The 22,846-nt window shown below is 37.1% G+C and carries 21 protein-coding genes, 1 other RNA gene and 1 pseudogene; 9 read left to right on the top strand and 14 right to left on the bottom strand.

Features of this window, described 5'->3' with window-relative positions; all coding sequences use genetic code 11:
• Window positions 1-14: 14 nt before the first annotated feature.
• Window positions 15-596 carry a DUF4189 domain-containing protein gene (locus FHR28_RS03430; RefSeq protein ID WP_166782756.1) on the bottom strand — a complete coding sequence of 194 codons (582 nt, stop codon included), beginning with the start codon at window positions 594-596 and terminating at the stop codon, window positions 15-17.
• A gap of 447 nt (window positions 597-1,043) precedes the next feature.
• On the opposite strand from FHR28_RS03430, the gene FHR28_RS03425 reads away from it, so the two are divergent.
• Entirely contained in the window at window positions 1,044-1,514 is a 471-nt protein-coding gene (locus tag FHR28_RS03425) for a hypothetical protein (RefSeq protein WP_166781924.1), read from the top strand.
• A gap of 269 nt (window positions 1,515-1,783) precedes the next feature.
• Window positions 1,784-2,230 carry a GNAT family N-acetyltransferase gene (locus FHR28_RS03420; RefSeq protein ID WP_228722011.1) on the top strand — a complete coding sequence of 149 codons (447 nt, stop codon included), beginning with the start codon at window positions 1,784-1,786 and terminating at the stop codon, window positions 2,228-2,230.
• 225 nt (window positions 2,231-2,455) lie between these two features.
• Here the strand turns inward: FHR28_RS03420 and FHR28_RS03415 are convergent, their stop codons facing one another.
• The gene (locus FHR28_RS03415) at window positions 2,456-2,917 is read right to left on the bottom strand and encodes a hypothetical protein (protein ID WP_151803225.1); all 462 of its coding nucleotides are present in this window, start codon (window positions 2,915-2,917) and stop codon (window positions 2,456-2,458) included.
• A gap of 468 nt (window positions 2,918-3,385) precedes the next feature.
• Window positions 3,386-3,744, bottom strand: a transfer-messenger RNA (tmRNA) gene (gene ssrA / locus FHR28_RS03410).
• Window positions 3,745-3,874: 130 nt separating this feature from the next.
• Here ssrA and glpK point away from each other — a divergent pair.
• Window positions 3,875-5,356, top strand: a complete 1,482-nt coding sequence (glpK, locus tag FHR28_RS03405; protein WP_151958020.1) for a glycerol kinase GlpK — start codon at window positions 3,875-3,877, stop codon at window positions 5,354-5,356.
• Window positions 5,357-5,432: 76 nt separating this feature from the next.
• On the opposite strand, the gene def is transcribed toward glpK, so the two are convergent.
• Window positions 5,433-5,912 carry a peptide deformylase gene (gene def, locus FHR28_RS03400; RefSeq protein WP_105714677.1) on the bottom strand — a complete coding sequence of 160 codons (480 nt, stop codon included), beginning with the start codon at window positions 5,910-5,912 and terminating at the stop codon, window positions 5,433-5,435.
• Between the two features lie 204 nt (window positions 5,913-6,116).
• On the opposite strand from def, the gene FHR28_RS21785 reads away from it, so the two are divergent.
• Both FHR28_RS21785 and FHR28_RS03390 read left to right on the top strand, forming a co-directional pair.
• A complete protein-coding gene (locus tag FHR28_RS21785) occupies window positions 6,117-6,320 on the top strand; it encodes an amino acid transport protein (protein WP_166781923.1) in 204 nt (67 codons plus the stop codon).
• Window positions 6,321-6,514: 194 nt separating this feature from the next.
• The gene (locus tag FHR28_RS03390; protein WP_151958021.1) at window positions 6,515-7,789 is read left to right on the top strand and encodes an MFS transporter; all 1,275 of its coding nucleotides are present in this window, start codon (window positions 6,515-6,517) and stop codon (window positions 7,787-7,789) included.
• Here FHR28_RS03390 and FHR28_RS03385 read toward each other — a convergent pair.
• From FHR28_RS03385 to pnuC, 3 genes are all read right to left on the bottom strand, one after another.
• Entirely contained in the window at window positions 7,786-8,928 is a 1,143-nt protein-coding gene (locus tag FHR28_RS03385; protein WP_105714699.1) for a GGDEF domain-containing protein, read from the bottom strand. The two genes, FHR28_RS03390 and FHR28_RS03385, sit on opposite strands and share 4 nt — an antisense overlap.
• 731 nt (window positions 8,929-9,659) lie before the next feature.
• Entirely contained in the window at window positions 9,660-9,956 is a 297-nt protein-coding gene (locus FHR28_RS03380; protein ID WP_004723631.1) for a hypothetical protein, read from the bottom strand.
• A 19-nt stretch (window positions 9,957-9,975) separates the two neighbouring features.
• A complete protein-coding gene (gene pnuC, locus FHR28_RS03375; protein WP_004723632.1) occupies window positions 9,976-10,560 on the bottom strand; it encodes a nicotinamide riboside transporter PnuC in 585 nt (194 codons plus the stop codon).
• 966 nt (window positions 10,561-11,526) lie between these two features.
• Between pnuC and FHR28_RS03370 the strand changes: the two genes are divergently transcribed.
• The 4 genes from FHR28_RS03370 (at window position 11,527) to FHR28_RS03355 (ending at window position 15,375) form a co-directional block, all read left to right on the top strand.
• Window positions 11,527-12,171 (top strand): YqiJ family protein, encoded by a 645-nt coding sequence (locus FHR28_RS03370; protein ID WP_004817527.1) that lies wholly within the window; start codon window positions 11,527-11,529, stop codon window positions 12,169-12,171.
• 30 nt (window positions 12,172-12,201) lie between these two features.
• On the top strand, window positions 12,202-13,908 hold the full coding sequence (locus FHR28_RS03365) for a flotillin family protein (RefSeq protein ID WP_004817529.1): 1,707 nt from the start codon (window positions 12,202-12,204) through the stop codon (window positions 13,906-13,908).
• A 246-nt stretch (window positions 13,909-14,154) separates the two neighbouring features.
• Complete coding sequence (locus FHR28_RS03360; RefSeq protein ID WP_105714683.1) at window positions 14,155-14,886, top strand: sulfite exporter TauE/SafE family protein; 732 nt, start codon at window positions 14,155-14,157, stop codon at window positions 14,884-14,886.
• Window positions 14,887-15,030: 144 nt separating this feature from the next.
• A complete protein-coding gene (locus tag FHR28_RS03355; RefSeq protein WP_056513475.1) occupies window positions 15,031-15,375 on the top strand; it encodes a hypothetical protein in 345 nt (114 codons plus the stop codon).
• A gap of 302 nt (window positions 15,376-15,677) precedes the next feature.
• Here the strand turns inward: FHR28_RS03355 and FHR28_RS03350 are convergent, their stop codons facing one another.
• The 7 genes and pseudogenes from FHR28_RS03350 to FHR28_RS03315 all read right to left on the bottom strand — a co-directional run bounded on the left by FHR28_RS03350 (window position 15,678) and on the right by FHR28_RS03315 (window position 22,833).
• Window positions 15,678-17,069, bottom strand: a complete 1,392-nt coding sequence (locus tag FHR28_RS03350; RefSeq protein WP_166781922.1) for a purine-cytosine permease family protein — start codon at window positions 17,067-17,069, stop codon at window positions 15,678-15,680.
• A gap of 128 nt (window positions 17,070-17,197) precedes the next feature.
• Window positions 17,198-18,205, bottom strand: coding sequence for a CobW family GTP-binding protein (locus FHR28_RS03345; RefSeq protein ID WP_105714685.1), 1,008 nt, complete (start codon window positions 18,203-18,205; stop codon window positions 17,198-17,200).
• A 45-nt stretch (window positions 18,206-18,250) separates the two neighbouring features.
• Window positions 18,251-19,825 carry an amidohydrolase gene (locus FHR28_RS03340; RefSeq protein WP_166781921.1) on the bottom strand — a complete coding sequence of 525 codons (1,575 nt, stop codon included), beginning with the start codon at window positions 19,823-19,825 and terminating at the stop codon, window positions 18,251-18,253.
• Window positions 19,826-20,191: 366 nt separating this feature from the next.
• Window positions 20,192-20,773: a 1-acyl-sn-glycerol-3-phosphate acyltransferase gene (locus FHR28_RS03335; RefSeq protein WP_004723641.1), complete on the bottom strand. Its 582-nt coding sequence runs from the start codon at window positions 20,771-20,773 to the stop codon at window positions 20,192-20,194.
• A gap of 176 nt (window positions 20,774-20,949) precedes the next feature.
• Window positions 20,950-21,303, bottom strand: a complete 354-nt coding sequence (locus FHR28_RS03330; RefSeq protein ID WP_166781920.1) for a hypothetical protein — start codon at window positions 21,301-21,303, stop codon at window positions 20,950-20,952.
• 467 nt (window positions 21,304-21,770) lie between these two features.
• A pseudogene (locus FHR28_RS03325) lies at window positions 21,771-21,950 on the bottom strand (IS630 transposase-related protein); the annotation flags it as partial.
• A gap of 451 nt (window positions 21,951-22,401) precedes the next feature.
• Window positions 22,402-22,833: a hypothetical protein gene (locus FHR28_RS03315; RefSeq protein WP_166781918.1), complete on the bottom strand. Its 432-nt coding sequence runs from the start codon at window positions 22,831-22,833 to the stop codon at window positions 22,402-22,404.
• Window positions 22,834-22,846 lie beyond the last annotated feature (13 nt).

Genomic DNA, 22,846 nt, shown 5'->3' with positions numbered 1-22,846 from the left:
ACAAAATAAAACACTTATGGAAGATTAAGCCTACGGCAATCTTCATAAATAATTTTGCATTGAGTCTCAGGAAAGCCATCATAACGACACGCCTCTAAAACTTTTTTCCGTCCTAAAGCTTTTCTACTTCCTGGGACTAACATTGGAACAACATCGCTTACTTCACCCGCCGTTGTTCGTGCTTTATACAACCTATTTGTTCCTTCCGCTTGACCTACAGTCGCACAATGGTTGTCATCATAAGTAAACCAAATTCTGCAATCAGTCCCACCTTTTTTTTCACAAGCTTGCAATGCTTTCTCTTCTAACTTTCCGCGGAAAATTTTTGCAGTAGCCACACCAATTACACCATTTGTACCCGAAGCGACATAACCTTCTGTGCTTGGGGTCCGGTAGCTTGGAGCTGAATATCCCCCACTGCTTCCATAATTCGGAATAGGCGCACAGCCTTGTACACCTTGACCACCGATAGGATAATAGCTCGGAGGACAATTCCCCTCAGCATGCGCAACACCTGACATCGTTAAAGAAAATAGAGTAAGAGAAATTAACGATATAAAAAATTGTATGATCTGCAGTCTATTGTATTTAGCCATAATTGTTTCATCCATGTTGTAAATTATTTTGTGAAATATCTATCATTTATAAGTTAACTTTTAGTTGTTCTAAATCTTAGAATAATTCATCACTAAACTCAAATTTTGAATTGGCATTACTTAGTTTTATCCTGATGATCGTGCTCATCACAACTTGATATTTACGAAAAATTATTAAATAAATCAATATATTGATTAAAAAACCCAATATAATAAAGTTTATCCAAAACAGCTCTCAATACGAGGGTCGCACCTTTTAAAAAGATCAGCAATGGACTATAAGTAGAGGAAAATTGACACCCAACTATTTCAGTGGGGATGGGCTTTTGACTATCAATAATTATGCGATATAATCGTGTGAAATATATACCAAATAATAAATTATGATGAATTAATATCTCGCTCTGCTCTGTACGTATAACATTGATTATTTTAGGAGTCTTTTCCATGCCTTTATTCAAATATAGTTGTGTCACCCTCATGGTGCTTAGTATCAGCGCTTGCGCCACCTTGGCCACCAAACCCAATGAAGTCGAAGTGGCTGCACAAAAACTAGTTGGGCAACCAGCCAGTAATGCATTTAAAATATTTGGCAAACCTGATCATGGTCTAGGTCCATCGTCGTATGGTAGTGGTGGCTTCTATGGGTGGAATCGAGTGCAGACTCATGTAACACCAGAAAAAGTTTTCGTACAGACAGGTGTTGAGTATATTGGCCAAAAGACGACCATGGTTGGAATCGGTGGCGGTGGCGTGGTTGGCCAAATGCCAGTTGGTAGCGAACCAGTATATCGGAAGACTGGATATACAGAAAATCGGACTGTTATCGATTACTTTTGCAATATCACACTGTACACAGACAGTAAGAATATCATCACCGATGCCATAGTGATCGGTTGCGATAAAAAGAAGAAATAGAGTAGCTTAAACCTATAATTTCAAATGAGCTTATATCTGATTTAGGCTCACTTGAGCACTTTATTCTTCGTATGATTCAAAGCCCTACACTTATTGTGTTTAGCAACAGTATCAATACCTCAAAGTAAAATATCTTTACTCTGCCCTGATTCTATTTTTTGCGGCAAGGCTATTATTAGGCGATTGATCTATAAAGAAACTATCTAGAATTTCTTATCACGACCATAATTTTAAATTGGTCTATATATTTTACTATAGTGAATAGCGTAATGACTGATATAAATGAACATATGCTTATTCGCCTAGCGACTGAAACTGACACTAAAGACTTAATCGCTATCGACAGTGTTGCCTCACACGATCCGCAGCGAATGTTGCAAATCCACAATTGGTGTATGCAGGGTTTCTGCTTTCTTGTTGAAAAAAATGGAAAAGTAATGGGCTACGGCGTTTTAAATTACCATTTTTTCGGATGCGGTTTTATTGAGATGCTGATGGTCGCAGAACCTTATCGTCGCTGTGGTACGGGACGTGTATTACTGAATGCATTAAAGGCTAAATGCCAACATCCAAAGCTTTTTACCACAACGAATCGATCTAACTTGCCAATGCAGCAGTTATTACTAAATTCTGGATTTATTACGAGCGGTCACATAGAAAATCTTGATGATGGCGATCCAGAGTTAGTTTATTTTTATTCTAACCATCTAATATAATCACATTTTAGCTTAATTTTTTTAGGTAATACGGATGAATCGTAAATACTATGATAAAAACTTAAATCAAAGATAACGAAAGATTATAGAATTGCTTATCACGATTTCAACCTGTAGAGAAGTTGAATTTTTAATGTGCTAAAGAAGTACCCTAAGGTACTTCTTTATAAAAATAAGTAATTAAAAAACTCGTTCAACACCAATCACTTTTAAAGATATTCATCATCACTCCCCTACAGGGATTGAATATTTAAGTTGATTATTCTTCTGTTCTAAAGGCATCTGATTTTGCTTAATCATTTTCTGTTGATAATCGCGCTCTGAAATTACCCCTCTATTGCGGGCCTTTTGCAATGATTTTAGCTGTTGCTCGCTTTCATGTGCATTCAAAGCATGAGTATCATTATTTTTCAGAAGATATTGAGATCTTTCAAATGGACTCATATTAGAAGTATTTGCTCGATTTTCATACATTTTTGCGACATTTACATCACGTTGAGCGATACGATCTTGCTCTTGTTGCTTTGACAACTCAAAAAAATCAACATGTTCACTATTGTTATTCCCATATTGAGGTTCTTCATTTTGTAAAAATACATAGGATTGAGGTTTTTTCGACCAATCTTCAGCACTATACACAGAACCAGCAATTACAGGACTGATAAGCAACATTAATATTTTTTTCATCAAGTATACTCAACTCAAAATAGTGAAAGTCATCGCGATGTATCATACCTTATTTGTAATGTGCGTGATTTTCAAATTGTACTTGTAATTATATTATTGCTTACATCTCTTCGTAATTTTAGCAAACATTCGAGACCAGGATTTTTTAGAAAATACTGAGTTAGTAAGATACTTTGAAGCCATCATGCTTTCAAATGATCCTCAGCGGAAAAATTGAATTTCTCAAGAATAATAGTCAAAAAACGTTACGCTAAATGGATTCATGGTGATAAAAACAGGATAGAGATGGCAAAACTAAATACAGGCACTCAATAAGTGCCTTTTTTTATTTATAAGAATGTGGCGCAAAAAGTGGGAAGTGTGGCAAAAATGTGGCATTAAAAAAGCCCTGAAACTGTTAAATTTCAAGGCTTTATTAAGTTTCATGATACATCGTATAACTAAGTGACAGATCATGATTTACAAATTTGGTGGAGATGGCGGGAGTTGAACCCGCGTCCGCCAACACTACACTCGAGAATACTACATGCTTAGATATCGTCAATTATTTTAACATTAAGTGACCCGACGAACAGGGTACAAAACGCGATCCTCTAAGTTTAGTATAAAGCCCCGAGGCTTGACTTTATACGGACTTGTGTGCGTGCGCTACAGTCGGGTCCACTGACCACAAGTATTCAGTGAAGCGGACAAGCTGCCCTTAGGCAGCTAGAGCGTAAGATTCGTCGTTTGCGACTAAAATATGCAAATTTGATTTACGAGAGAAAATGCGCTCTCGGCATGCATCTATGAGCTTCATCATCGGCGTCGAAGCCAATAACATCCCCAGATAACACGGCCATCATAACATAATTGTTGCAAATTAAGCAGATAATTCACTACATTTATATCAAATGATGCGCCTAGTTCTATAATTGCGCTACTATCACTATTTTTCAAGGGACAAATATAAAAAAGATGAGCTATTTACTCTCACTTGATCAAGGAACGACCTCTAGCAGAGCAATTATCTTCGATGAGCATGGAAGGGTATACGCCTCTGCTCAACGGGAAACCCAAATTAAAACCCCACATTCGGGCTGGGTTGAGCAAGATGCGATGGAGATTTGGACCACACAAATCACCGTTGTACAACAAGCAATCGCATCGGCAAGACTATTGGCCAAAGATATTAAAGCACTTGGTTTAACCAACCAACGTGAAACCACAGTAGTTTGGGATAAGCGGACAGGTAAACCACTGGCCCCTGCCATCGTTTGGCAAGACCGACGCGCTACAGACTGGTGCAATCAGTTAGTTCAAAACAATTTATCTGAAAAAATTCATAAAAAAACAGGATTAAGAATAGATCCTTATTTTAGTGCTGGAAAACTGGTTTGGTTATTGGAAAATGTGCAAGGCTTAAGAGCACTGGCTGAACAAAATCATGTCGCATTCGGTACAGTCGACAGCTGGTTGATTTGGAATTTAACCCAGGGTTCAGAGCATGTCATCGAAGCAAGTAATGCTTCACGTACCATGTTGATGGATTTAAAAACACAGCAATGGGATGCGGAATTAATTGAATTATTTAATATCCCGGCGAGTGTTCTACCTAAAATCATTCAATCTGATTGTTATATTGCCAATACCGCCACAGGGCTTCTTGGTGCGGAAATTCCAATTTGTGGCGTATTAGGTGATCAACAGTCTGCACTCTTTGGGCAATCATGTTTTGAAGCTGGAACAGCCAAAAATACCTATGGGACAGGCTGTTTTATGCTGTTCAATACCGGAACAGATATTCAATATAGTAAAAATAAATTACTCACCACCTTAGCGTGGAAATGCCAAGACCAATCCCATTATGCCTTAGAAGGCAGTGTATTTATGGCTGGTGCGATTGTGCAATGGTTAAGAGATGGTTTAGGAATTATCAAAAATAGTGCTGAAGTTGAAAAGTTAGCTTGCCAAGTTGACACTACTGATGGTGTCGTTCTGGTTCCAGCCTTTACAGGTTTGGGAGCGCCACATTGGGACAGTGAGGCACGTGCTTTACTCTGTGGAATGTCACGTGGAACCAATAAATCACACATTGCCAGAGCTGCCTTAGAATCCATTGCATTCCAAGTTTCTGATGTGTTAACTGCAATGCAATCGGATATTGCACAACCCTTAAAACAATTACGTGTGGATGGTGGCGCAAGCCAAAATGATATGCTAATGCAATTTCAGGCAGATATTTTAAATGTACCTGTGCTACGCCCTAAACTTTTAGAATCTACCGCTTGGGGTGCTGCTGCATTGGCAGGATTAAAGGCAGGTGTTTTTAATAATCTCAGTGAAATTTCCGAATCTTGGCAATTAGATCGCGCTTTTGAGCCGAAGATGAGCGCAGACCAAAGACAATATCACCTAAGCTTATGGAATGGTGCTTTGCAGCGCGCGAAGTCCAATTAACAATATCCAATTAGCAATTCTACGTAGAAAAGCTTGGCTAAAATTCAAGATATATTTTTAGCCAAGCTTACTCAGTTTAAAGTCTTTCAACAAACAGTATCCCATTTAAATGGTCGATTTCATGTTGCACAATGCGTGCAGGGAAACCATGAAACTGCTGGATAATCTTTTCGCCAGTCAGCGTGAAAAATTGTACAGTAACTGCTTCAGCACGAGCCACTTGCCCTCTTTCATTCGGCACACTTAAACATCCTTCCTCACCCAAGATGGTCTGTTCAGACTGCTCTAAGATTTCAGGATTAATCATTGTGATTGCATCCATTTCAGGTGCGTCTGGGTAGCGAGGGTTCGCTCTTGAAGCAATAATAATCACCCGTTTAGAAACATAGACTTGTGGTGCGGCGATCCCCACACCATTACGCTCTAACATGGTGGTCTGTAAGGCCTTGGATAATTCGTTTAACCACGTACTTGAAAACTCAGCTTCAGCCACAGGCGCTGCGATTAATTTTAAAACGTCTTCACCACGTTGGGCGACAGGTAACACGGCACTCATTATCTTGTACCTTGATTAAATGTAAATTGAATAAAGATGAGTGTAGCATTTGAAATGCGCTTTCCAATTCAATTATTGTGCAAAAGTATGTAGGTTATGTACAAATGAATTTCTATTTACCCAAGCCAAATGACAGCTTGTCTTTTAAGCCATTTTTAATCATGATCGTGTAAATAACAAGCATCCAGTCTATCGTCGAAAATAATGAATATAGCACCCCTATTCTTAGGCTTGATCTTTAGCTCAATTGGCTTAGGCTATTTTATCTATGGAAAAAGACAGCGAATGAACATGCCTTTTATCTGTGGCATCACTTTAATGATTTTTCCTTATTTTATTGAAAATACAATGATTATGTCTGTATGCGGTATTATTCTGAGTGTTATCCCGTGGTTAATTCGCATGTAAGTGATCAATATTTAAATCTATTAGAATCTAGCTTAGCGCAATGCTTTTAAAGCAAAAATGATTTTTAAGCCGCCTCGATCACCTATAAAAATAAGTAGGATGCATAAAAATAAATATTGATTTTTTAAGTAAAAAATAGTCAATTAAAATGATTACATTCACATTCAATATCTCTTTTAAGGCATTGCATCATCATGGACGAAAAATTGGGCCTCAATAAGGAAGCAAAAAGAACGCTTGCATTGTCTTCTCTGGGCGGTGCGCTCGAATTTTATGATTTCGTCATTTATGTATTTTACGCAAAAATCATTGCTGAACTATTTTTCCCTAGTTCTTTAAGTCCTTTTTGGGCAATGCTGAATACTTACGGAATTTTTGCCGCAGGATATTTCTTCCGTCCCTTAGGTGGCGTGATCATGGCGCATTTTGGTGATCTCGTAGGACGTAAACGCCTGTTTAGTTTATCCATATTATTGATGGCACTCCCTACTTTGTTTATCGGTCTAATGCCAACTTATACAGACATTGGTTTAGCTGCTCCACTGCTACTGTTGTTGATGCGCGTGGTTCAAGGCATTGCGATTGGTGGAGAAATTCCCGCAGCATGGACATTTGTTTCAGAGCATGTACCAACAAAGAAAATTGGTTTTGCCAATGGTTTGCTTACCGCAGGTTTGTCACTGGGGATCTTACTGGGCGCTTTGATGTCGCTGTTTATTTCGCTTAAGTTTAGCGAAGCAGAAATCCATGCTTGGGCTTGGCGTCTCCCGTTTATAGTCGGCGGAGTTTTTGGATTAATTGCCTTATATCTAAGAAGTTATCTTAAAGAAACCCCAGTATTTAAAGCGATGCAGGCGCGTAAAGAACTCTCAAAAGATTTACCCATCAAGCAAGTTTTGGTATCCCATAAATCTGCTGTTGTCATTGGGATGCTGTTCACTTGGTTTTTAACTGGTTGTGTTGTAGTAATTATCCTATCTACCCCCAATTTACTGACCACCACATTTAACTTTCAACGTGCGGATGCATTTCAGATGCAAAGTATGGCAATTCTGATGCAAATGTTGGGTTGCATATTGGCAGGTTTGCTCGCTGATCGTTTTGGTGCTGGGCGCGTAATTTGTTTGGGATCGCTCAGTGTGGCAATCACTGCAGTGCTTTTTTATTACAGTTTAGGTCATGCCGCTCATTCAACGATCTTCGGATTGTACATGTTGCTTGGACTATTTTCTGGCACAGTCGGTGTGGTTTCCTATAGCTTGGTCAAGATGTTTCCCGCTCCAATTCGCTTTTCAGGAATTTCATTCTCATACAATGTTGCATACGCAATTGCAGGCGGCTTAACCCTGCCATTGGTCCAATGGCTAAGTTTATATCGCGATATTGGTGCTGTGTACTATATTGTTGTGCTTTGTCTAATCACCCTTATGACAAGTGTAGTTTATCGCAAAAAATTTGAAACGGTTTAACCGCGTTGTTTGTATCCGAATGAATGGGTAAGCTCTACTTCAAAGAAATGACAAACCTGATTACGCCCATTGTTTTTTGCCAGATATAAGGCCTGATCAGCCTGACGAATCAATTCTTCTTTTGTTGATAAAAAAGGATTCGTTGATACTGCGACACCAAAACTTGCCGTCACTTTGAGCGTCTGTTGATGATCTAATCGTATTTCTTCTTTTTCAATTGCTTGACGGCATCTCTCAGCAAGTCTCAGCGCATTTTCTAATGCACCATTGCTCATGAGAATAATAAACTCTTCACCCCCAAATCGTCCAACAACATCCTGTTCACGAATATTTTCAGTCAAAATTTTTGCAACCTGTTTTAAAACTGCATCCCCAATATCGTGTCCATACTGGTCATTAACACTCTTAAAGTAATCTAAATCTAATAACACGATCGCAAAAGAACTTTGCTGCTGTTTTAATAAATCAATATTCTCACCAATCCTCCTTCGGTTATAAATGCCTGTAAGTGGATCTAGAACGCTAATTTGCTGGATCATTTGCTCTCTTTTGCGCCATTGAATTAAAAGAACCTCGAATAAAACCAGACTTGCAAAAAAAATTGGAATATAAAAATACAACATGCAAAATACCCAAAATGTATTTTTATATAGCGACATGGATTGTAAATATTCACTAAAAATTGGTGCATAAGTCATTTTATTCGTCAGGCTTAATCCAAGACTGATCAACATAAAACAAGTGATTGGAATGACGATTAGATACACTACTTTTCGTTCAAATAATACCAGTGCCACCGTGACTAAGCTGACATAACCTGCACTTGATGCTGGGCTAAAAATCCCGATGCAATGTGCGCCAAAAACAAAAATAAGACCAAAATATGCAACGGTTATATAAGGTATTATTATTTCAAAAATAGTAATTTTACTTAAAGCACGAATAATAAAAATAAGTGCAAAAAAACCCAGTGCGGCTAAAGATAATAATTTCATATAGGTTGGATAAAAATCTTGATTAATCCAAGCTTGTAATTCAACTTGACTGTTGCTAAAAAACCACCAGACAATCCACGATAAAACAGCAATACCTCCCAAGAGGAGCACAAGGCTACACTTCTTAAGATTACTCCAATTCATGATCATGACGTCATGTGTGAAGTGTTCCGTTGAGGACTGTATTGCCGTTCTATGTTTTTGTTCCATATAATAACTATTCCATAAAATTGTGAATTTCTATCCGTTGTTTTATTTATCTGTATTGATCACTTAAATATAACACTCTAGTAATTTTATGTAAGTGTATTTCAAAAATATAGATTTTTATTCTAAATAAACCTTAAGGTTAGGATATTAATCCTTTATATTATTTGTAAATATTTTCCAAATAACAATCATTTTATCACGTTTATTTTATCAATTTTAACTTTAAATTTTTCCTAATATTTCAATAAACAAAGGGATTCCACTTACATGCTTTGGCCGAATGGAATTATTTTTATTTTACTGATGATATCCGTCAACCTTTAGCCTATTTGGACATATACGCTGAGTTGGATACAAGCACTTTTAAAATAAGATTTGTCGCCTTAATCGTTTTTATTGTTAATTTACTCTAATGTATTTTTAATTTAAATTTTAATATTCTAAAAAATTAATTTAGGCCGAATCCAAACTTGAAATATCCAATTAGACTGGCCTGAATCTCTGTATTGATTGTCATACTGTTTTAAACTGCACACCATCAATATTGTCATTTAAATTCAATGCCCAAATCACTTTGTTATCACCATCCCAAAATCATTTGGATACAGTTTTAAGCTTGATTAAAATAAAATAATCTTTTCAAATGCTTAACAAAAAACTTGGCTTTATATTTTTTTATAAACTCTGATATTTTTACTGTTAAATTTTAAACCGATAGAAGTTGATTGAATTTCTATATTAAAAATCAACTCTCTATATTTGATCTGAATACAAAATTCTTCTGCGCCATCATCCAAACCAGAAGTGCTCCAAATTGTGCCCTGTGGGAATTGATCTAACCATTGGGCTTTGTAAAAATCAGAGACTGAATCAAAGTCGAGATATTGCTCAGGTTGAGCCATGATTTTTTCAACAAGTTCTTCAAACTTTTGTTTTTGTATTTGAACAAAATCAATAATCATGGCAGCCCCTTAAAGGATGTTAAATTCCTTTATACATGCTCGCCGATTGTTTCTTTTTGACCTGTTCCCATTGCCACCATCCAAATCCAGCCAGTCCAACAAACGCCGCATATAAAGCAGCTGTTAGGAATAATTCTTTATACATAAACATCCCTACATAGACGATATCAACAAAAACCCAAAGTACCCAAGTCGCAATATGTTTACGGCTGGTCCAATAGGTTGCCAGTAAACTAAATGCAGCCAATTGAGAATCTAACATAGGCAAAGCAGCATCGGTAAAATAGTGCAGCGATAACCCAAATACTCCCCCTCCAACAGCAGCGATGATCATTTGCAGGATCACTGTTTGTACAGCAATGGGCTCTATTCGAATCTCTTGATCTTGCTGCTTGCCTTTTAGCCAGTGATAAAAGCCATAAAAATTCACCACCATAAAGAACACTTGTAAGATTGTTTCACCATACAATTTGAATTCAAAGAATAAATAGGCATATAAAACAAAGGCAAAGAAGTTAAATACCCAACACCACATATTTCGCTTAATCGTCAATGTGACACCAATAATACTGATAATAACCGCGAATATTTCTAATGGTGACATGGTAAAAAACTAATCAAGACAGGAAAGGCTATTATGAAAAAATACGGCATGATTGCAAGCAAAACCAGAACTAAAATTGAGAACGGAATCTTTAATATAATTTTTTGAATTAAAATTCACAAAAAATACTGTTGTCCTGCTTTTTCGAATAGTAGTTACGATAACAATATAAATTCCTTAAAAAGTGAATAATTAGCTTTAAATCACAGTTTATGACGTATCGATTTTTAAAATCTTAATTCTGCGTCTCAATCAGCATACTCAAACATGATGCAATATAGGAAGTTGAGTTCAATACAATAGACTAATCAGCACTTTTGAAAGCTGCAATTTAAGCTTTGAACTATAGCAAAATTAACTCAAATAGCTGATAAAAACTGTCTCGTTTACATTAAAAAGCAGAGAAAAGATTGATCGGGGAAACGCAGCGCAAAATTTATTTATTTTAAATAATATGTTTAAAAACATTGATTAGCATATTGTTTTTAGTTGATGTTGTTCACATTTTAATCATGTTTACGAGATTTAACACTTGTTTACGTGAATACCAATGAATTTACAGAGGGGAACCTCTACTATCAACCTTAAGTTATGAACAATCCCCAAAGTTCATAACATTTCTCCTTAACCGAACTGTGAAAGCAGATTCGTTGTTCTACGCAGTGATCACCCCAATCATTGCGTATTTTTTTGTCTTCAGTTCCCTCTGTAAACTCAATCAGTTATAAGGAATAGTTGGCTAAAATGCAAGCATTACTTTTCAAGCAATTTTCAAAATATAAAAGAATATATTAAATTATAAGATATTGATTTTAATTAATATCGTAAAATATTTTGTTGCAATACCACGACAAAACCGATAAACTTAATTTATTAATTGAATTAACTGATGATCATTTAATTATTCAGTTCAAATTAAAAATTTTATTTATAAAAATGCGCAACAATAATTTTGAGTAAAACAATATGTGGGAATTATTTACACACTCATCCAACTTACTGTTTAGTGTCAGTCTGTGCCTGATGTTTTTATTGGGTATTGTGGAGTGTTTACTCCTTATTATTGGTTCAACCTCTCAAGGTTTCTTAGACCAGTTTATTCCAGATCAACTGTTAGAAACCCATCATGCGGATCTAGACATCCATACAGATCACAATCTTTTAGTTCAGCTGTTAGATTGGCTCTATCTTGGCCGTGTCCCCGTCTTGGTTTGGTTGATCATTTTTCTGACTGTTTATGCGCTATTTGGTTTTATTGTGCAAAGTATATTTTTCAATTTCACTGGAAATTATTTTTCAATTTGGCTGATTGCGCCAGCCAGTCTTTTTTTATCTATGCCGATTGTTCGAGTGTGTGCAGCACTCGTTGCAAAAATTTTACCGAAAGATGAAACCACTGCGATTCACAGTGATGAACTGATTGGGCGTACAGCTCAGATTATTTTAGGTGAAGCAAAACAAAACTACCCTGCACAAGCCAAAGTCATCGATCAATTTGGACAGACACATTATATTTTGGTTGAACCAGAATTAGATGAAATCTTCCAACAAGGTCAAAGTGTGATTTTGACACAAAGAACAAAACTAGGCTTTCAAGCAACGCCACTTTAATTTTTCAATAACAATCCTGGGTATAATAAAATGTTGAATTCAAACTTATATCAAATTCTTGTTTTAGCAGGCATTATATTGGTGGCACTGATTGTCATCGGGGTGATTATCGCCCGCCTGTATAAACGCTCAAGTAAAGAAGTTTCTTTTGTCCGTACTGGTTTTGGCGGTGAAAAAGTCATTTTAAATGGCGGTGCAATTGTATTGCCGGTTTTACATGAAGTGATTCCCGTCAATATGAATACCCTTCGTCTTGAAGTCAAACGTGCCACAGATCAAGCGTTGATTACTCGTGATCGTATGCGTGTAGATGTGATGGCTGAATTTTATGTACGGGTTAAACCAACCGCTGAATCTATTGCGACAGCTGCCCAAACCTTGGGTAAAAAAACCATGTCTCCACAAGAACTCAAAGACTTGGTGGAAGGTAAATTTGTAGACTCACTGCGTGCTGTTGCCGCTGAAATGGCAATGGAAGAGTTACATGAAAAACGGGTTGATTTTGTTCAGAAAGTTCAACAAGTTGTTTCTGAAGATCTATTTAAAAATGGCTTAGAATTAGAAACGGTTTCACTGACAGGTTTAGACCAAACCAGTTTTGAATATTTTAACCCTCAAAACGCTTTCGATGCAGAAGGTTTAACCAAACTGACCGAAACCATTGAAGACCGCCGTAAAAAACGCAATGACATTGAACAAGACAATGACTTAGCCATTAAAGCAAAAAACTTAGAAACTGAACAAGCACGCTTGCAAATTCTACGTGAAGAAGAATATGCAAAACTTCAACAAGAACGTGAAATCGCCATTCGTAAAGCTGAGCAATCGGCAGAAATTGCAACACAAGAAGCCGCAAAAAAACGCGAAGCAGAAGAAGCCCAAATTGCTGCTGAACGTGAAGTCGAATTAAAGCGTATTGCATCTGCACGTGATGTTGAAAATGAAAATATTCAAAAAGCACAGTTGATCCAAAAAGCTCAAGTCGAACAGAAGAAAACCATTGAATTGGCCGAACAAGACCGTGCAATTGCGATTGCTGAAAAATCACGTGCTGAATCTGAAGCCAAAGCGTTAGCTGACCAAGCACGTGCACAAGCGGTAAAAGCGGAAGAAGAAGTGACAACTGTTCGTGAAACTCAGCGTGCAGAGCGTTTAAAAGCCGTTGAATTGGTGGCTGCAAAGCAAGTCGCTGAAACAGATGCGATTGCGATTACCGTAGCAGCAGAAGCAGCTAAACAAGCAGCTGCAGATGATGCTGAAGCAGTGCGTATTGCAGCACAAGCGGATGCTGAAAAAATACGTTTAAAAGCCAAAGGTGAAGCAGATGCAAAAATGTTGCTTGCTGCGGCACAAGAAAAGCAATATCAAGTTGATGCTGAAGGTACGCGTGCAGTCAATGAAGCCAACAACGTGCTTTCAACAGAACAAGTTGAGATGCAAATCCGTTTAGCTTTATTGAAATACTTACCTGAAATCATTCGTGAAAGTGTTAAACCAATGGAAAATATTGATGATATCAAGATTCTTCAAGTCAATGGTTTAGGCGCTATGGCAGGTTCAAATACAACAGGTGAATCTGGTGAACAAAATCAAATCGCTTTGTCTGATCAAGTGGTCAATAGTGCGCTGCGCTATCGTTCTCAAGCCCCACTGATTGATAGCTTAATGAATGAGTTAGGCATTAAAGGCGGTGATATTAATGGTTTAACGCAATCCTTAAAACCAAGCAATGACTAATAGAACTGACCTCATAATCCCTTAATTACCAGCCTCTGTCATCAGGGGCTTTTTATTGAATGGATTTTTATTCATGATCTAATAGACCTGATCGTTTTTAATGGTATAGATGTTAACGATACAGATATGCTTATCTCAATAAGTCATGATGGAAACTCACGATTTCTTTTAAAATCGGCTAATTCAACCAAGATTGCTTATCTCAATGCTATGCTCTAGTCCTATCCAGTTTTGCTTAATTTAAAAATGACTTGGTTTATTTTTATTCTCGGTGCCATGATTGCCGGTTTTGTCCAAGGTTTAACCGGTTTTGCCTTTGCTTTGATTGCGATGTCTTTTTGGATTTGGGTATTACCACCACAACTGGCAGCACCATTGGTGGTGTTTGCTTCTCTATGGAGTCATATCATTGCATTAGGGAAAGAACAAAAACATCAACTCCCGTTTTCCCTTGTTCTCCCTTATATCATTGCAGGATTGATCGGTGTACCTCTCGGTACCTATCTTTTACACCTCATTGATGGAAATACCTTTAAGACCATCCTTGGATTATTTTTAGTGATTTGGTGCCCAACCATGTTCTTTGCACCTGTTTTCCCCCGTATTCAAGCATTGGGGAAAATTGCAGATGGAAGCATTGGTTTTATTGGCGGTATTTTAGGTGGTCTAGGTGGTTTTTGTGGCGCAGCACCATCAGCTTGGGTGATGCTTAAAAATCTGCCTAAACAACAACAGCGTTATATTTTAAGACATTTTAATTTTGCGATTCAGTTGTTTACAATTATTATTTATCTATGCCAAGGAACCATCCACAAGGTCCATCTCCCCTATTTTGCACTGATCATTCTCACCGTAAGTATTCCAGCGCTGATTGGTGCACAAATGTTTTATAAAATATCAGAAAAACAATTTAAACAATTGGTGCTGAGTTTATTATTTGCCTCAGGTTGTTTCTTATTGCTGACATCATTGCTTTAGCAGAATAGAGAGAAAGTTGAATGAATCTCACTGACTATTTATTCAGCAATTGGTTACTAAAGTGAAAACAATATCCGAGCGGCTCTATTTTTAATACCCGATTCATCCTACAATTCCGCCACTCATTTTTCTTAAATATCTGTGATGAAAAACTCATTTTTGTTAAGTGCCAGTATTCTCTTAACAGGATGTGTACTTGGCACATCTAGTGAAATTAAAACTGCGGAAAAACTGCTCAGCCAATTTCAATGTAATAATATTGAAACAGCAGAATTGGCCCATAGTTCAATTAATACTTATCATGAACGCTCACTTGCTGTGAGTAAAGAAAAAGCCACTGAGTACGTCGATCGCTATAAATCTGGAGATGAATTATTTAAAATTCCTCTCGATGAAGTGGTTCAACAACAATACGATATTTATAAGACAGCCTGTGAATCTCTCGGCGGTGTGCAACACTCAACAACAGGCAACGCTAAAAATAAATAAGCCGATTATTGTTGAATACTGCAAAATGTTTATGATCTTAAAAATATCGTGTTTTCAATGATTGTGTTTTAAAATCATAAGCGTAAATCATGATGAGCAGCGTTCATTTTTAAAATTGCCTAGACCATCCTCTATACTGCTGAGTTTTTAAATACACCCTCTAGTGAGATATAGCGATCTCATCTCCAGATTTTATCTGATGATCAAAACAGCCTCAAAATCAGCAAAAATAGTGGCTGTAGCAAACCTAATATGGGCAAAGTGATATGATTGCTGCATCATCACAATAGACGTGCCGTAATTTATTTTTTTGCCTTGTATGAATGGTCTTTGATACCAAAAATTTTGATCCCCATCAGATAAAAAATAGAGGTTAAAATTAGACCGACAACCCATGAAACATCAGCACCATCAAGTGCCTTGGCAATAGGACCTGTATACAAGTCTGTCGCAATAAAAGGCACTTGAACAATGACACCAAAAATATATGCAGAAATAGCCATGAGGTTAAATTTTCCATAGATTCCCCCATCTTGATGGAAAAACGAATCGACATCATATTCCCCATGACGAACCCAGTAATAATCAACCAAATTCACAGCGGTCCAAGGGATAAGTACGTAGATGAGCAAGAAAATAAAATTAATAAATATGGGCAGAAAATTACTGGATGCTTTGATTCCAATCCACAACGCAATAGCAATCAACAAAAATGAAATCACAATTCGCCCCTTAGCCAAGGGCATAAATGATGGAATAAATGTCTGGATAAAAGAAATTAAAGTCAGTACACCACAATATAAATTCATTGAATTGATCGCTGATATGGAAATGACTAAAATCAAAATAAACACGCTTCCCATCTTAGGCACGTAATCGATCATCCCAGCAATAACATCTCCACTCGGTGTCACCAATCCTATTGTTACTCCCAAACACATCGGGATGATGGTCCCCAATCCACATCCCCAATATGTCGCCCAGAATGCTGCCTTAGCCCCTGTTTCTTTTGGCAAATGACGAGTAGCATCAGAGACATAGGGTGCATATGCAATCTGCCACAGTGCAGCAATCGAAAGTGTAGCGAGAAAACCTGTAGCTGAAAAAGAATTACGCTCGAAAAAGTCTGAAGGTAAACCTTGAATAAAAAACACCCACACATATGCTGCCAAAAAAGCGAAACCAGAGATCACAAAGGTTATTTTTGTAAATAGATGAATTAATCGATAACCAACAATTGTACCGATCACAGCAACGACACAAGTGAATAATATGCCAGATGACTGACTGAATGAGGGAATAAGCAAATTCATGGCTTGTCCAGCCAGCGTCGCATTTGAAGCTAAGAAGCCGACATACATGATGACTACGACTCCAAGGATTGGAAGCGCGCCATATGCACCAAACTGCCCTTTGGTTTGAATCATTTGAGGGACACCGAGATGAGGTCCTTGAGCGGCATGGAGTGCGGCAAAGATGCCACCAATAAGCGTCCCTAGAATAATACTTAAAATAGCAGAGACAAAAGATTGATGAAAAATGGTGACTGAAACTGATCCTGTCACAAACGTCAGTAGCATCAAATTTCCACCAAACCAAAGTGTGAATAAATCCTGAGCTTTACCATATCGCGCATTTAATGGGATTTGCTGAATGGTATGTTGTTCAATCGAGTGAACATATTTGTCTTCCATGAGTGTCTCCTAATAGAGAAATCGTTAAAAAATTACGATTAACCAAATTGCTTTTTTTAAGATGCAAATCCCCCTACGCTTAAATTGCGCAATTGAAAATGCTGAGGATTATGGGTGCAGACGTTCTGCTATGTGGTCATTGGCTCAAGCACAATGGCATCAAATAATGCTTGGATCTGTTGATGAATTTCCCCTTCAAAAATAAGCACTATTCTCGATCTGTGGTCATCATCAGGCCACGCATTTAAGTAAGATTCGGGAAATAGATAATGTTGAACACCGTGTAATATCACCGGTCGTAATGACTCTTCCACCTGAATCAATCCTTTAATTCGGAGCAAGTTCACGCCATAAAGTCGTGCCAACTTCTGAAGAAAATGGGTCACACGCGCCCAAGACAAAGCTTGGTTAGCATATAAACACAGTGTAAAAATATTATGATGCGGTGCGTTATTGAAAGCGTATTGAGAATTTGTCTGATGTGTAACCAACTGCGCACCAAGTAAATTACGTGTTACTGGATACTTTTCACGATCAAAAATAACCAAAGCAACAGCCGCTACATCCGTACCATCAATAATTTCAGCACTCGCATTCAGAGTACGGATGCACTTGGTAAATGTTGTAAAGGCATGCGACAAATCTGTTTTAGTTAAAATGATTTTATCTGCAACAGCAATTTGACGTAGTCTCTCCGTCCGCTGATGCGGGACATTTAAGGACAATAATGTATCAACCGTAGCAATCACAGTTTGCACACTAAATAAAGTCGCAACACTTTCATCTGCTAGCAAAAGTTTAAGCAAGGGAATTGGGTCGGCCATACCTGTTGTTTCGACAATAACACGGTCAAAAACAGGAATTTCTCCTGCCTCAGCACGACAGTAAAGAAGTTTAAGCGTTTCTGAAAGTTCTGTTTTCATGCTACAACAGACACAACCACTTTTTAGCAAGACAATGTCATCGTCAAGTCGGCCTATCAATAAATGATCTAAGCCAACCTCACCTATTTCATTAATAATCACTGCCGTGTGTGCCATACGATCATCGGCCAACAGACGATGCAGCAATGTTGTTTTACCACTCCCCAGAAAACCTGTCAGTAAGGTCACAGGAATACGTTTTATTCCGCTCATATATGTCTTCCCTTACGCACATAAACAATAATTTAACCCAGTAGATTAGTTAGCACGCTGAAACACATGCTGACCTTGTAATACTGTGGTGATAACTTGAGTCTTAGCAATTTCTTCAGGGCTTGATTCAAAAATATTGCGATCCAAAACAATAAAGGTTGCTTCCTTACCCACTTCTAAACTCCCAGTACGATGACTATGGCCAACAGCAATTGCGCCGTTCAACGTCATGATCCTGACTGCCACATCCAAAGGCACACTTTCATCTCCGTGCTGCAAAATACCTGCCAGTGCAGGAAAGAGGTTTGGCGTAGGTGGCAAAAGCCAATCTGTACCAATCGTCATGGTTGCATCAGCATCATACAAAGTTCGAAAATCATAGGCTTTGCCAAGCGCTTGTTGATATTCTGGGATATGCCAAATCGCGGGGGACATTTCAGCAATAATGTCTAATTCTGCAAAACGGCTACGATCTTTTGCAGAAACATAATGGGCATGTGCAATGTCATGAAATTGCCCTGTTTGACGTTCAACATCGTTGGCATTTTCATAATTGTCTAAACCAATACGCACAGAACCATAACCCGTACAATGTGATTTAACGATCAAACCTTCTTTGGTCCATTCACGAATTTTTTCAGTGAGTTCATTAGAATCGAGAAGTAAATTGTAAGTAATAGGTTCATCTGAAATCGGATCTAAGGGGACATGGCTAAAGGTGGGTGCCATAGATGTACCATCTAGCATCACTTTGATTCCATTCACCATGACACGTTTTGACGCATATTGCGCTCGTTCTGCGATCACCCTTTCATCTTCTTCACGATCACTCAATGACATAATTTCTGCTTTCCAAGGAATATGACAAATCAAATCCAGTGTAAGCTCATCGTCATCATCCAAAGATTTAGCTGCTGTCAGGAATGATCTTGTTGCTGAAGCTTCCTGTGCCGAAGTAATACCATATTGATTACATATACTTGCCGCCATTTTAAGCGCGAACTTATTTTCCTCATCGGTCTCTGTGGGTGCGACCATATATAATTTCACCCATCCACCTTCACGCAAAATTCCAGTGGGTTCACCTGTTAGGGGATCTTTTTCAATTTTTGCGCGGGTCGTACTCGGTGTATCACGGGTGATACCTGCAAGATGTAGTGCTTGGCTGTTCGCCATGACGTTATGAAATGAAAAATCATGAATCACAATCGGCACGTTTGGAATGACTTGATCTAACCATTCTCGTGTCAGTAGCTCAGCTGTAAAAATCAATGGGTTATAGAGCCCTGCAAAAATCCATGTTCGTTTGGAGGCATATTTTTCCCAATATGCTTTGAGTTGCTGTGCCAATTCTTGCAAGGTTTGTGGATCATTTAATTGGCAAGAATATTCCAGTCTCAGAAGTGCCGCTTTTAAAAGGTGAGTATGTGCATCATGAATGCCAGGCATTACTAATTTCCCTTTTAAATCATATTTCTCAGCATCCGCTGCCAAACTCAAAATTTCATCCTGATCGCCAATCGCTAAAATTTTACCGTCCTTTACCCACATGGCTTCTGCCCAAGGTTGGGATTGATTCACGGTATGAAATTTTGCATTGTAATAGACGCTATTATTCATCTTGTTATCCCTGTCTATGCCCAATAAATGTTGAATTTAACTTTTAGAATTATTTACGCGATTGCTTTAAGCTGTTTACAACTTAAAGCCAATTTCAACAATTTATTTATATACGTCATTTTAAAAAATTAAGTAATTTTTAAATAACGATGTAGATCTTTTGAATTATTAAAGTAGTGTTTTAATTGAGCTAAAAAATAGGTTATTTATAAAATAATATCTAAATGCGCAGATGGTGTATCAAGGGGGCAACAGCAAATATTTAAGACCGACAAAATATGGGAATGAGCAAAATCACCCTTCCCATATAAAAATTAAATTCATTGTATTTGAGTTTGCAAAGATACTTGCAAAACAAAACTCAGCTTATGGAATAAATCTAGTATCTATACTAAATAAATCTGGATGTTTCGGATTGATCTGAGCATAAAATTCCATGATTTCAGCCATGTCTTGTTCATAGTCCCCAGTCGGATAAACAATTTTACCAATCCCTGTTTTTTTGTTTTTATAATCCATATACGCCAGTGCAATAGGTACGCCAGCACTGGTGGCAACATGATAAAAACCTGTTTTCCACTGTTCTTGCTTTGCACGCGTACCCTCTGGCGTCACCAGCATCACCAATTTAGGATGGGTCTTAAACAGATCACTCATCAGCTGAACCATACTTGGACGTTCCTCACCATCCTGCTTGGGACGGCGATCAATCCCGATTCCGCCCATAGCACGCACAAAAGGTCCAAAAGGCAATTTCATATAGCTGTCTTTAATGGTAATACGCACATGAACACCCAAAGCTTTCAGTGCTAAACGTGCATATAGTGCATCCCAATTACTGGTATGCGGTGCTGCAATCATGACACATTGGTCGATGTTTAAATCCCAATGGTTATCAATTTGCCATCCCATCCAACCCAAACTTTGTTCAGCTAATTTTTCAAACACCCAGCACACCAAAATATAAAGAATTTGCGCTGGATTGTAGCAACCAATAGATCAGATAAAAATCCACTTCGTATAGAAAAACAGCAATTAATATATAAATGTATAAAATTAATTCGATGTAAAACTTGTAAGTAAATATTCAGTTTTGATTAAATTCTGCAATGAATTTGCATATATCAATTTTTCGTTTGGTTAAAATAGTTAATCCAATGTAATTCACGACAATGATTATCAAAATGAATTTTTTGTGGCTGAATATTTGCATTTGACTGCTGGATGACCTGATATTCAATCCAGCTTTCTAGACAAGACTCCACTTCAAACAACTGATTGTCTTGTTCTATGCTTTGTTTCAATTGTGTGCCATCTGAAAATGTATAAATTTTGGTGGTCTGAGTGATCTCTATATCTTGCTCATAATTTTTTTCGCATTGCAAAATGACATTTTCAATTTTGATTTGATCATTGCTTTTTTGATTGTGGTTTTTTTGATTGTAAATACGAGCAACATATTCAGCCAAATGAGACATAGATTCGAATACTTAAAATAGAATGCGTATTCTTATTCAGATGGACATCTAGTGGCGCTTTGTACTGGACACCGATTATTCTTTTATTTGGACATGGCTTTTTTGCACAAGCATCTAGATAATTTGTACTGAAATTACAGGCTCATGTTGGGCGCTGTTACAACCATATTTTTTTAAAGACTGCTATAATTTGGTTTAGGACTTCTGACGTTTTTAGACCTTTAGCAAATTCAGTAACAATCATACTTCTGATTGCTACTTCATATGGATGAGATAGCTTTTGTAATTATCATCTTCAAGTTAAAAGAAAATTAAATAGTTATACAAAATTTAAAGCAATCCCATAGTACTACTAAGTTATATATCAAAACTAACTTTTTGCTTATCAAATGTTAATAGATACTCTATCCATAACGTGCTGCACGTTCATATTGATAATCGTCAGGATATTGTTCAACATCTGCTCACAGAGCATCATCATCTATTTTTGATGGTTTGCGTGGTCGAGTTCTTTTGATCTCTATACTTTTTTTCCAACTTAAAATTGTATTCTTATCAATTTCAAATTGTGTGGCAACGGCTCGAATAGAATTTCCTTCCTCAAGCTTAGCTAAAACTTTTCGTCTAAAATGTTCTGAATAACTCATTTATCTATTGTCTTACATTTTTAACAGTTTGACTATATAAGATCTCCGATGTGCCTCTAGTTCATGCTGTACAAAGAAAACCTTTCAATTTAAGTTGTTCTATACCAACCATTCAATGAATGCTGAGATTTTGGCACGTCTTGAGAATAGTTTTAACTTTAGAAAAATAGATTTAGATGGCGATACTGTACTTAATGTGTATTCTTATTCAGATGGGCATTTAGTAGCGTGTAGAACTGAACACAGATTCTTCTTTTACTTGGACGATTACCTTTTGTTCATCTTCAAATTTAATTATACAATTCTAGTAACGTTACTTGATAGAAATAAAATTGGTACAGTAAAAATTTAGCTCAAATTAAATCTAACAGCCCCAATACAATGAAGGACTGTCAGATAGGATTTGCACAACAGTGAATAATTTACAGGCTCAATAATGGCTTGAGCTTTTTTATACATGCTCCTCAAAACTGATATTAGTGATCTTCAATTTCATCTCACTAATAAATGGTATGATTCTCTCTAAATACCAGTTAACATCAGTTATATTTTCCAAAAAAAGCTGACGATTAGTACTCAGATTTATTGTAATACTATTTTCCGTATTAAATAAAAATTCCCCACCAATGTTAGAAGATTCCCAGGTCATTGCAACACCAATTAATTCATTTATTTTGTGTTTTCTTTCTAAAATTAGAAATAGATCTTCATCCGATATTTCTTCAAAACACCAATTAAAACTCCCATTATCACCTACTGGTAAATAACCTTTTAAACCATGATCATTAAAACTCCAACCTGCTTGATAAAGGCATTTCAATACTTGTATTGAGCTATAATTTTCATCTGAAACTTTTAAAGTGAGGTCTGCTGATGTCGTCATTAAATTTTACCCT

The sequence above is a fragment of the Acinetobacter sp. BIGb0196 genome (genome assembly GCF_011759595.1).
Taxonomy (GTDB): domain Bacteria; phylum Pseudomonadota; class Gammaproteobacteria; order Pseudomonadales; family Moraxellaceae; genus Acinetobacter; species Acinetobacter guillouiae.
This window is presented reverse-complemented; position numbering and strand designations above follow the sequence as displayed.

Excerpts from the sequence above, each read along its gene's own strand:
- FHR28_RS03430 (WP_166782756.1), bottom strand. The coding sequence starts at position 596 with ATGGCTAAATACAATAGACTGCAGATCATACAATTTTTTATATCGTTA.
- FHR28_RS03315 (WP_166781918.1), bottom strand. The coding sequence starts at position 22,833 with ATGACGACATCAGCAGACCTCACTTTAAAAGTTTCAGATGAAAATTAT.
- FHR28_RS03380 (WP_004723631.1), bottom strand. The coding sequence starts at position 9,956 with ATGATTATTGATTTTGTTCAAATACAAAAACAAAAGTTTGAAGAACTT.
- def (WP_105714677.1), bottom strand. The coding sequence starts at position 5,912 with ATGAGTGCCGTGTTACCTGTCGCCCAACGTGGTGAAGACGTTTTAAAA.
- FHR28_RS03385 (WP_105714699.1), bottom strand. The coding sequence starts at position 8,928 with ATGAATTGGAGTAATCTTAAGAAGTGTAGCCTTGTGCTCCTCTTGGGA.
- FHR28_RS03425 (WP_166781924.1), top strand. The coding sequence starts at position 1,044 with ATGCCTTTATTCAAATATAGTTGTGTCACCCTCATGGTGCTTAGTATC.
- FHR28_RS03355 (WP_056513475.1), top strand. The coding sequence starts at position 15,031 with ATGAAAAACTCATTTTTGTTAAGTGCCAGTATTCTCTTAACAGGATGT.
- FHR28_RS03340 (WP_166781921.1), bottom strand. The coding sequence starts at position 19,825 with ATGAATAATAGCGTCTATTACAATGCAAAATTTCATACCGTGAATCAA.
- FHR28_RS03365 (WP_004817529.1), top strand. The coding sequence starts at position 12,202 with ATGTTGAATTCAAACTTATATCAAATTCTTGTTTTAGCAGGCATTATA.
- FHR28_RS03370 (WP_004817527.1), top strand. The coding sequence starts at position 11,527 with ATGTGGGAATTATTTACACACTCATCCAACTTACTGTTTAGTGTCAGT.
- FHR28_RS03330 (WP_166781920.1), bottom strand. The coding sequence starts at position 21,303 with ATGTCTCATTTGGCTGAATATGTTGCTCGTATTTACAATCAAAAAAAC.
- FHR28_RS03390 (WP_151958021.1), top strand. The coding sequence starts at position 6,515 with ATGGACGAAAAATTGGGCCTCAATAAGGAAGCAAAAAGAACGCTTGCA.
- FHR28_RS03360 (WP_105714683.1), top strand. The coding sequence starts at position 14,155 with ATGACTTGGTTTATTTTTATTCTCGGTGCCATGATTGCCGGTTTTGTC.
- FHR28_RS21785 (WP_166781923.1), top strand. The coding sequence starts at position 6,117 with ATGAATATAGCACCCCTATTCTTAGGCTTGATCTTTAGCTCAATTGGC.
- FHR28_RS03350 (WP_166781922.1), bottom strand. The coding sequence starts at position 17,069 with ATGGAAGACAAATATGTTCACTCGATTGAACAACATACCATTCAGCAA.
- FHR28_RS03420 (WP_228722011.1), top strand. The coding sequence starts at position 1,784 with ATGACTGATATAAATGAACATATGCTTATTCGCCTAGCGACTGAAACT.
- FHR28_RS03415 (WP_151803225.1), bottom strand. The coding sequence starts at position 2,917 with ATGAAAAAAATATTAATGTTGCTTATCAGTCCTGTAATTGCTGGTTCT.
- FHR28_RS03345 (WP_105714685.1), bottom strand. The coding sequence starts at position 18,205 with ATGAGCGGAATAAAACGTATTCCTGTGACCTTACTGACAGGTTTTCTG.
- pnuC (WP_004723632.1), bottom strand. The coding sequence starts at position 10,560 with ATGTCACCATTAGAAATATTCGCGGTTATTATCAGTATTATTGGTGTC.
- glpK (WP_151958020.1), top strand. The coding sequence starts at position 3,875 with ATGAGCTATTTACTCTCACTTGATCAAGGAACGACCTCTAGCAGAGCA.